This window comes from Convivina praedatoris, from assembly GCF_933208495.1.
Lineage (GTDB): Bacteria > Bacillota > Bacilli > Lactobacillales > Lactobacillaceae > Convivina > Convivina praedatoris.
On record NZ_CAKOET010000010.1, the window covers coordinates 23,498 to 34,051 of the forward strand.

General features: G+C 39.1%; 9 protein-coding genes and 1 tRNA gene. 3 read left to right on the forward strand and 7 right to left on the reverse strand.

Annotated features, from left to right (window positions below; genetic code table 11):
- Nucleotides 1-13: 13 nt before the first annotated feature.
- The gene (ubiE, locus tag M4974_RS07595) at nucleotides 14-727 is read right to left on the reverse strand and encodes a bifunctional demethylmenaquinone methyltransferase/2-methoxy-6-polyprenyl-1,4-benzoquinol methylase UbiE (RefSeq protein ID WP_248706847.1); all 714 of its coding nucleotides are present in this window, start codon (nucleotides 725-727) and stop codon (nucleotides 14-16) included.
- Between the two features lie 264 nt (nucleotides 728-991).
- Here ubiE and M4974_RS07600 point away from each other — a divergent pair, with 264 nt between their 5' ends.
- Nucleotides 992-3,055 (forward strand): copper-translocating P-type ATPase, encoded by a 2,064-nt coding sequence (locus tag M4974_RS07600; protein WP_248706848.1) that lies wholly within the window; start codon nucleotides 992-994, stop codon nucleotides 3,053-3,055.
- A 74-nt stretch (nucleotides 3,056-3,129) separates the two neighbouring features.
- A complete protein-coding gene (locus tag M4974_RS07605; RefSeq protein ID WP_248715902.1) occupies nucleotides 3,130-3,828 on the forward strand; it encodes an MIP/aquaporin family protein in 699 nt (232 codons plus the stop codon).
- A 40-nt stretch (nucleotides 3,829-3,868) separates the two neighbouring features.
- Here M4974_RS07605 and M4974_RS07610 read toward each other — a convergent pair whose 3' ends face one another.
- From M4974_RS07610 to M4974_RS07625, 4 genes are read right to left on the reverse strand one after another with little or no spacing between them, the layout of a single operon-like run.
- A complete protein-coding gene (locus M4974_RS07610) occupies nucleotides 3,869-4,759 on the reverse strand; it encodes an RluA family pseudouridine synthase (RefSeq protein ID WP_248706850.1) in 891 nt (296 codons plus the stop codon).
- 47 nt (nucleotides 4,760-4,806) lie between these two features.
- The gene (locus tag M4974_RS07615) at nucleotides 4,807-6,990 is read right to left on the reverse strand and encodes an LTA synthase family protein (RefSeq protein ID WP_248706851.1); all 2,184 of its coding nucleotides are present in this window, start codon (nucleotides 6,988-6,990) and stop codon (nucleotides 4,807-4,809) included.
- A gap of 43 nt (nucleotides 6,991-7,033) precedes the next feature.
- On the reverse strand, nucleotides 7,034-7,840 hold the full coding sequence (locus M4974_RS07620) for a DUF6681 family protein (protein WP_248706852.1): 807 nt from the start codon (nucleotides 7,838-7,840) through the stop codon (nucleotides 7,034-7,036).
- A gap of 6 nt (nucleotides 7,841-7,846) precedes the next feature.
- The gene (locus M4974_RS07625; RefSeq protein WP_248706853.1) at nucleotides 7,847-8,242 is read right to left on the reverse strand and encodes a hypothetical protein; all 396 of its coding nucleotides are present in this window, start codon (nucleotides 8,240-8,242) and stop codon (nucleotides 7,847-7,849) included.
- A 193-nt stretch (nucleotides 8,243-8,435) separates the two neighbouring features.
- Between M4974_RS07625 and M4974_RS07630 the strand changes: the two genes are divergently transcribed.
- Nucleotides 8,436-9,209 carry a TIGR01457 family HAD-type hydrolase gene (locus M4974_RS07630; RefSeq protein ID WP_248706854.1) on the forward strand — a complete coding sequence of 258 codons (774 nt, stop codon included), beginning with the start codon at nucleotides 8,436-8,438 and terminating at the stop codon, nucleotides 9,207-9,209.
- 28 nt (nucleotides 9,210-9,237) lie between these two features.
- On the opposite strand, the gene M4974_RS07635 is transcribed toward M4974_RS07630, so the two are convergent.
- Entirely contained in the window at nucleotides 9,238-10,428 is a 1,191-nt protein-coding gene (locus M4974_RS07635; protein WP_248706855.1) for a DUF2075 domain-containing protein, read from the reverse strand.
- A gap of 47 nt (nucleotides 10,429-10,475) precedes the next feature.
- Nucleotides 10,476-10,549 (reverse strand) — tRNA-Ile (locus tag M4974_RS07640).
- Nucleotides 10,550-10,554: the final 5 nt, after the last annotated feature.

Here is a 10,554-nt window from a genome sequence, read left to right on the forward strand (position 1 = left end):
ATTTTCTTCTTAATTATTCCTTGATTCCATAATAGGCACGGGCAGCACCCAAATTAAAACTAAACGTTTTACGTTCTATAAAACCGACTTGAGCTAATAAATGATCTAGTGACTTAAAATCCATAAAAGCTTCGGTCGTTTCATCTAGATAACGATATTCTTGATGTTTTCCGTTGGCAAATACCCGACCAAAATTAGGAACAATTTTACGAATATATAATTGCCAAAAAGGTTTGATAAATCGATTTTGCGGTTGTGATGTTTCTAAAATAACTAGTTGGCCCCCCGCCTTTAGTACCCGGTAAATCTCAGCTAATCCTCGTTTAGGATCTGGCAAATTACGTAAACCAAAGCCGATAGTTACAATATCAAACTGATTATTTTCATAGGGCAAGTCCATCGCATCACCCTGTGTCAACTGAATTTTATCCTTATACAGACTAGCATTAATTTTTTGTTGTCCCACGGCCAACATTTCAACACTAAAATCCAAGCCTTCTACCCGCGATTGGCGACTACTGCTTGCTGCTAAAGCTAAAGCCCAGTCAGCAGTACCAGTAGCCACATCCAAAATATCGTCTCGTTGACTAAAACGAATTTTTTGCATAACTTTACGCCGCCAGTGCCGGTGAGTACCCAGACTAATAATATTATTCATCCGATCATACTCAGGTGCCAAACGGTCAAACATTGCAGAAACATTTGTATTTTTAGGTGACTGAACCATTTTAAATTCCTCAAACTTAGTGCACAATATACAATAATTATCTAATATGGGTTACTACTAGGATAGCACGAAAAAGCATCACAATTGAGTGAGCTCAACATTAATATTTTTCGTGTATACCAATTTTTATTTTAAAAGAAAAAATTAAATAATATTACTCCTAATAGCATATATTAAAGACTTAATTTGTATTTTATTACAAGCAGATGTAAACTAGACCCCTAACATTATCTGATTGAGTGGTTATATAGGAGAGGAGTCCAAATGAATAAAGATCAAATGCATGACATGTCCTCAATGTCTAATCAGCATGATATGAGCCAAATGTCACATAATAATTCGATGACTGACATGTCAATGCACCAACACAGCGGACACATGCACATGATGCCCGGTGGCAGCATGATGAATATGAACATGGGGGATATGCGGCGGCGTTTCTGGTGGTCACTGATTCTGATGATACCCATTATTTTTATCACCCCGTTAATGGGTCTAAATTTACCCTTCACCAAAACATTTCCAGGTAGTAATTGGGTCACTGCTGTTTTAGCTGCTGCTCTTTATATAGTGGGTACCAAACCATTTTTCACCGGTGCAATTGCTGAACTTAAACAAAAAAAGCCAGCTATGATGAGTTTAATTAGCATGGGTCTTTTAGTAACTTTCTGGTATTCAATTTACGCCTTATTAGCAAACACTTTCCTGCACAGCGATGTTATGGACTACTTCTGGGAATTTGCTACCTTAGTCGTAATCATGCTTTTAGGCCATTTATTAGAAATGTCAGCTACCATGCGGGCGGGTGATGCTACCACAGAACTGCGCAAGCTAATGCCAGAAACTGCTCATGTACAGCACGGCGACACTTTTATGGATATGCCCCTTAGTAGTCTTAAAAACGGTATGGTGGTTCAAGTTTTGGCTGGTGAAGCCTTCCCAGGTGATGGCTTGGTGCAAAGTGGCCAAAGTCAAGTTGATGAATCCTTGATGACCGGTGAAAGTAAACCGATTACTAAAAACGTCGGCGATAAAGTTATCGGCGGGACCATCAATGGTGATGCCACCCTTCTAGTCTTGTTGAATGGTGTCGGTAACAATTCTTTTATTGGTCAGCTAGAAAATACTTTAGTCCACTCTCAAAATGCTAAATCACAAGCTGAAGATTTGGCCACCAAAGTAGCTTCTTGGCTATTCTGGCTAGCTCTCGCCTTTGCCATTGGTGCCTTTTTAATATGGACACCCCTTAAAGGGTTAAATTTTGCCATTAACATTGCCGTGACTACTTTAGTGATTGCATGTCCCCACGCTCTCGGATTGGCTATTCCTATGGTTATCCAACGAACTAAAGCTATTGCCGCTAGTGACGGTATTTTAATTAAAAATCACAAGAATGTGATTATGGCCAAAAATATTCAATACGCTCTAATGGATAAAACTGGCACATTAACCAATGGTCATTTTACCGTCCAAAAATTAGTGTTTACTGATATTAAAGAAGATGATGCCCTAGCTATTATGGCTGGATTGGAAAGTCAATCAACTCATCCCTTGGCTAAATCATTAGTAAGCTATGTTACTAATAAAAAAATTCAAGCCACTCCAATGACTCAGGTTAAAGTACTAAACGGCTATGGTGTTCAGGGGCAACTAAAAAACGTCACCTATACTTTAGCCTCCGGACGCTATTTAGATGAAAACCATATTCAGTATCAACCCTTAGATAATATGGGAACTGTTTCTTATTTAACTAATGGCCAGCAAGTCCTCGCTGCTATTTCTCAAGGAGACAGTATCAAGGCTTCAACCCCTCAGTTTATTCAGGATTTAAAGGCAGCGGGTATTACACCAGTAATGGTTACCGGTGATAATCAGCAAACCGCTGACCATGTCGCCCAGCAACTTGGTATCACTGAAGTTAGAGCGCAGACATCTCCCCAAAATAAAATTAAATTGGTCAAAGAATATCAAAACAAAGGCCAAGTAATGATGATTGGTGATGGTATCAATGATGCCCCTGCCCTAGCCCAAGCCAACCTAAGTATCGCCATTGGCGCTGGCACACAAGTCGCCCAAGCTTCAGCTGATGCCGTTTTGATTTCGCCCAGTCTTACTAAAGTAATTGATCTAATTCACCTAGCCTATAATGCTAACCGTAAGGAGATCGAAAACCTATGGTGGGGAGCTGGTTATAACGTACTAGCTATTCCTGCCGCTGCTGGGCTGTTCACCTTTGCGGGTATCACTTTGAACCCCATGATTGGGGCCATTGTTATGTCACTATCCACTGTAATTGTGGCCTTTAACGCCCTACTATTGCGCAAATAAATTTTCCGATTAATAGCTATAAAATGTTATCCTATTAAAGATTGCCGTATAAAAAATGACTCAAGGAGATATTCATGCGCAAGTATCTTGCTGAATTTTTAGGAACCTTACTATTTATGCTCTTTGCCGGTGCGAGTATCATTTATTTAACTGCCTTTAATTTCGCCCAAATATTTGATATTATGCTAACTTTTGGACTAGCTCTAATGACTTCAATGTTCATCTGGGGGCCATGGGCCAATGGTGGCCACTTTAACCCAGCCGTATCAATCGGAGCGGCTATCACTGGTCAAATCACTTGGAAAACTTGTCTAGGGTATACTGTTGCCCAACTTCTAGGTGGTATTACTGGGCTTGGTTTTACCATTGCTGGAATTAATGGACTATCTAACATTCAAAAATCTGCCAGTCAAAATATTTCCACCACTCAAATTTTGAGCTCCTTACATCCAACATCTAGTGATCTATTAGCACCCTATACTTTCGGAGTTGAACTAGTGCTAACTTTCTTTTTAGTATTAGTCATCCTGTTAGCAATCCAAGAGCATCCCCGCTTAAGTCCGGTCATTGCCGGGACATTTTTAACCTTAACAATGTTTACTGCTTTTCCGCTTAGCGGTGGTGCTTTAAACCCAGTTCGGGTTATTGCACCCATCTTTTACACCAGTAATCAAGCTGGCTCCTTTATATGGATTTACCTAGCAGCACAACTTCTAGCGGCTGTCTTAGCCGGAGGAGTGCTTCGTATCTTTTATCGTCCGACGCAAGCTTAAAATAAAAAAGGTGAATTGCTAAATAGCAATTCACCTTTTTTTATTCCCAAAATAATTGATTATTTTTAAGTTTAATTGACAAATTTTTTCCACTAAACGGCTGAATAAAATCCAACTGCCCTGCTTGTAGCATTAAACGGCTGGCCTTGAGGCCCCCATACAAAGAATCCCCAATAATTGGGTGCCCTACACTTGCTAAATGCACCCGTATCTGATGCATTCGCCCCGTCGATAGCACTAATTTAAGTAAACTCCTATCGCTTATTTGCTCAACGACCCGCCAACCAGTTTGAGCCGTCTGTCCACAATCATCATCCACCCACCGTAATCGATCATCAGTTGGATGTTGCCCAATTGGGCGATTAATTATACCCGTAGTAGCTGACATATGCCCTTTAACCCAAGCATAATAAGTCCGTTGAATTTCTTTTTTACTAAGCTGTCGGTTTAGAATTGGCACCACAATTGGATTTTTAGCAATGAGGACCAATCCAGAAGTATCCCGGTCTAATCGGTGAACCATATATGGCTGGGCTGGTGCTTGCGCCGACAAAGTTTGATTTTGTTTTAAATAGGCAGCCGCATAATTTAATAGCGTATCATCTTCACTTGGCGAATGAGCATGCATTTTCATTCCAGCTGGTTTATCAAGCACCATTAAGTCATTATTTTCATAAATAACTTTAATTGCCTGATGATAATTAGGCCGGTAACTGTCTGGCGCATAGAAATCATCCACGTTAAACCTCATGGTCAGGCAATCATCTATTTTTAATACATAACTAGTAGCAACGATTTGACCATTAACAACTAAACCTTTATGTTGCCGTAAGGCACCCCTTAAGTGTTTCGGTAGATAGTTATCAATTAAAAATTCTTTAATTGATTTCCCACTATTATAATTATCAACTGATACTTGATATTGCCACATGCCATCTTCCTAAAAAGGACTAGTAGTCTATACTAGTCCTTTATTTATCAATTACTTCCTGAAAAATCATCAGCACCACGCGGAATCACACGAGTGGTATCCCCCTTAGCATCATATACTTCAGGAGCATCCGTTACATAATCACCCAACGTTGTCTTGTCGCCATTTTTAGCATACAAACTGTTCGACTTACGTTCCTCACTTTGCTGCTTTAATCGTTTAACGGTGGCCGACTTACTATAATCATAATTACGATCATCAATAGCCTTAAAACCCTTTGGATCATAAAAACGTAGTAAGTTCTTTTGATTAACATCATCTGACATCGCCAGTTCTTTAACAGCTGAATCCTGTAATTTATTGAAAGTTTCTTGCTCTTGTGTCGTCGGATCCGTAATCCGCTGACCCGTTTTAACATTCCAATAACTACCTGAAAGACTAGCATAATCAGGACTAATCCAGTCTTTATTTCGGAAGACAACTAGCTGTTGACGTTTAGTACTTAACAAATCCTGCCCAAACTGAATATAGCGTTTCGTGCTAATGCCTAGCAAATGTTCAATTGTTGGTGCCACATCAATTTCCCCACCATAAGTATGGTCAATATGCCCCTCCTTATAGCCTGGTATATGAATGATCAGTGGTGTCCTCTGCAAATTAGCATTATCTAAATCAGTCCATTCACCATCTGTACGCCCCAAAATTGGTGCCAGATAATGATTTTCAGTGTTTGAAATACCATAATGATCCCCATACAAAACAACCATGGTATTATCATACAATCCCGTTTTCTTAAGATAATCAAAAAATTCTTTTAATGATTGATCCAAGTAATGGTTAGCTACAAAGTAATTGTCAACATATTTAGAACCACTATTAGTGGTTACAAAGTTAGGATCTTGATCCTGTTTATCAATATCAAAAGGTGTATGGTTAGTGACCGTCAAATACTTCGCATAAAACGGTTGTGACAAGCGCTCTAAGTATGGTACTGAATCACGGAATAAGAGTTTATCCTTCAAGCCCCAGGAAGTAGCTTTTTTACCAGTAACATCAAAATACTCACCTGAAACCCAATTTTGGTAGCCCATTCGCTTATAGACGTTACTCCGGTTCCAAAATGTACCGGTATTACCGTGGAAAACTGCACTCGAATAATCAGCACGCTGGTTTAAAATTGCTGGCATTGCCTGGAAAGTCTGGTCATTCCCTAGCTTAGAAAATAAAGATCCCTGCGGAAGCCCAAAGGTAGAAGTTTCCAGCATATTTTCAGCATCCGAAGTTTTACCCTGTCCCACTTGATGGAAAAAATTATCAAAGGCAATCGTCCCCTGATCATGATACAAACTATTCAAGAACGGTGTTACTTCTTGTCCATTAATCTGACGATCAATTGAAAGTTGCTGAAAACTTTCCAAATGAATGACAATCACATTTTTCCCTTTAGCGGTTCCATAAAAACTAGGATTGACCTCCGCATAGTGACTTTTAATATAGGCCTTAACTTCATCTAGTTGATCTGGACGAGCGCTCTTACGCACCTGACTGGTTTCATACGTGTTATAGGCATCACAGATAGTAAAGGGACCTAAGCCCAAATACTTAACTAAATATTCTCGGTCAAACTGACGAGTTAATAACTGGGGTCGTTCAATATCAGCCACCATAAAATTCAAAGCCAGTAAAAGCCATCCGAAAGTAAAAGTTTTAAAAGCATAAAATTGCGGCAATCGACGATTATCAAATTTGATTTTTTTAAAGACAAACAACCCAATCAAGACCACAATATCGGCCCAAAAGAAAACATCGTGCCAATTTAAAGTAACGGCACCAGCAACTTTTGTCCCTTGGTTAACGGTCTTGTACCCCAACATTGTATTAATCGACATATAGTCCGAAAATTCTCGAAAATAAGTCACATTAATGTAGAGTAACGTTGTCAAAAGGCCATCTAACAACAATAAAGCCCCGTAATATAATTCTTTACGTCGAATAAATAGAGCTAAACTCAAGAAAATAATAGTAAACCCAACTGGATTAAAAAATATCAAGATAAATTGAACTGGACTAGCAATATGCAACCAGTTAAAATCAGCCCCGTAGGCTAGAATTGTTTTTAAAACCATCAAAATAACAATCCACACGAAAAAACCTTTACGACTGTTAAGTTGTCTATTCCAATTTTTAGGCGACAACACCTGCTGCCATAAATCTTGAACACGATTCCTCATGCTAAACATATTTCTCACCCTAGCTATCTATTTCCCACTGCGCTTAAACCTTTTCACGCTGGGCATAAGCTACTTCAACTTTTACATAGTGTGGTTTAACAACTTCTACTAGTTCTCGACGGCCCTGCACATGACTTTTCCCACCTGTAATAACCACCGAAGCTAATGATAATTGGTAATCTTTTTGAGCCTGTCTAACCGGTAATAAACCAATTTTAGTAATTGTAGCAATATCTTGTGCTTGTAACTGATTCAGCCCAGCTACAATGTCTAAACTACCATCTGCCATCTCTTGTAAATCAAAATATGGCAGTAAAGTCCCTGGATGATTATCATGGATACAGCCATCTTGAGCAATGATTTGACGCTGCCCCTTTTTATTGAGACTGTGATAATCATGGGCCCACATATTCATCGCTTCTAATTGCTGAGCTAAATTATCAATAGCCTGCTGCTGCTGATCGCTAAACTGCACCTCAGCCTTTAGCACATCTTTACGATCATACATGCCATTAGCTGGCATAATAATGGGGTGAGCAGCCGTAGCTTCGCCGGCCACTGGAATTGTCGTCCCCAATACCTTAGCAAGCAATCGTGAAACATCCCATTTCATGGCCTTAGTTGTAAAAAAGTAAAATACATTTAAAATGCTAAAATACAGCAATACTAAGAACACTGCGACTAATAAGGATCCACGTAACCAACGACCGTTTTGAAAAAATCGTAATGATAAATATAAAATATACCAAACACCAGCCATAGCCACAACGGTATAGATTTTTCCTTTAGTTCGAGTATTAGTAGTAAAATATCCCAAATAACTATTAACAATATCTAATAGTGAAAACATGCTATATTACCCCTGTTCTGACACCTTACTACTTGTATCATTGCTAGATACTTTATCACTTTGTTGACTGCTACTAGAACTACCTTTAGATTCCTGTGAACTAGTACTAGATTCCCCACTCGACGAATCACTAGAAGAAACCGCCTTTTCCGAAGAATAACTACTCTGTGTGCTGCTGTGACTCGACTCACTACTTGATGAATGCTTTTCACTATTAGCGATACTAGTCGAAGAGGTTGATACATAACTAACCGAGCTAACCTTCTTCCCTTCTTGTGTACCAGTAGCTACGTTGACTGCCAAATTAGCAGCGCTAATGGCAACAATTAAAGACACAATCGCTGCTGGCGTTAAAAATGGTGGTATTTGCTTTTCATCGCTTAAAATTTTTTCTTTGAGCATAATCCTTTTAATTCCTTAATAACCATTTTAACCGACTTTTAAAATAAAAGTAAAAAAACCGCCATGGCGGTGATGACTACTGCTATTAAGTCTACTAAATAATAATAGGTTCAACTACATGAACAAGTTTAATTGTACTATAATAGGATGATGTTAAATCAAAATTAAGAGTTTTTTTCAGAAGGGTTCAGCTATGCGAGAATACGATGCCTATTTAATCGACTTAGATGGCACCATTTACCAAGGAACAAAGCCAATTCCAGCCGCTAAACGATTTATTAGCAAGCTACAAAAGGCCAATATTCCTTACCTATTTGTTACCAACAATTCCACCAAAACACCAGCCGACGTTGCCCGCAATCTGTCCATTAATCATGATATTCCGACTAGTTCCAATCAAGTTTACACTAGTGCTCTTGCAACAGCTGACTATCTAGCCAAAGCAGCCACTCCTGGTCATCAAACCGTTTATATGATTGGTGAAGAGGGCTTGAAAGTTTCCTTAAGCGATGCTGATTTTAACCTTATCGGTGATGATCGAGCTGATTATGTGGTTACTGGCCTAGATCGTCAATTAACCTACGCTAAGCTAGCTAATGCCACCCTTGCTATCCAAAAGGGGGCACGCTTCATTGCAACTAACGCTGATACTAATTTACCAAGTGAACGGGGCATGCTTCCCGGAGCAGGTACAATCGTACAAGCCTTACAAACAGCTACTAATGTTAAACCGACTATCATTGCCAAACCCTCGCTGCCCATTATGACCGGCGCGCTATCACGCCTGGGAAATCCTCAGCATCCAATTATGGTGGGTGACAATTATCATACTGATATTCTTGCTGGTATAAATGCGAAAATTGACACCTTATTGGTGTATAGTGGCGTTTCCACACCCGAACAAATTCAAAAAATGCTTCTTAAGCCAACTCACTCGGTTCAAAATCTGGACGAATGGGAGTTATAAAAAAGGAGGGCCACGTGGCTCTCCTTTTTTATAGTTCTAATAGTCTTTTTCTTAATTGTGGATCAGCAGCGGTTACATACAACCCCTTAATCCCACGTTTTAGCAAAACATTCAGCGTATTAAACATTACCTGACTTTTAAAAGCAGTCATCTCTTGTTCACTTTGAATTCGAGGTGTTTTTTTATAAATTTCAGTATGCGTTACCTTGTCAGGATTAACAACAATCGAATCAGTGGTAGCATCATACTCAAAAGCAGGACTTAAAATAACCCCAGCGTAATTCAAATCAAAACCTTGAATGGTGTAAATCGATCCCACTTCCGTAATTGATTCGGATCGCTCAGCCCAAGGCGTTGGCTGAGCATCTAATTCATCCCATGGTTGGTTGAAATCATCCATGCGCACTGTATGCTCGTCATGTGGTCCTCGGGTAAATCCAGTAGCTGTCAGCATTCTAGATAATCCAACCTCTATGTTTCGTTGTTTGATAGCCTCATATAAGTCATAAGCACGACTATAAATTCTCAAATCATAGTCACCACGATTTGACGGTAATGGTAATATTTGGCCGTTAGTCAACCCATCAATCCACTCTATAGTAGCCTGAGAAGCCTGCATCCGATATTGAAAATCAAGATTAAAAAAAACATGCTTGTATGGAGCAAGAACCTTGTCTAATAATGGTTTGTTCCAAAACATTTTAGTCTGCATCACCTGCTTAAAATCAAAAACAACAACGACAACCCGACTTAATTTAATAATTTCACTTAATTGGTTCTCTTGCGTAAATCGAATATAAGGCTCTGGCTTTGTAAATAATAAATGTCCTTCATCTACTAGAACAATATCATACATTTTCTTCGTTTTATGACAGTCATTAATTAGAGAAGTTGGTCGAACATAGTCTTTTTTATAAATACCAGGTAATTGCCTTCCTAATTCCTGATAAATTTTCAATAACTCTGGATGGTTAACAGTAAAAACACATTGTTTTTGATAATAAGGTGATCCCTTTAAAGTAGCACCAGCTTTTAAACGCTGAAAAAGTTTTGTTAAAAGAACACTCTTACCAGTACCAGCTTGTCCCTCAATAACAACAATGTGATGTTCACCTGACTTCAAAGCACACTCTATATAATGCTGAATATTAGTTAACTGCTGCTCTTGTTGAACAGTTATTTTCTCAACATTAAATTTTCCAATTGCTGAATTATTCATTTTTCTCCAAAAACAAAAAAAGGAAGAGGATTCCCTCTCCCTTGTCATGGGCCTGACAGGACTCGAACCTGTGACCCCTGCGTTATCAACACAGTGCTCTAACCAGCTGAGCTACAGGCCCCTCTT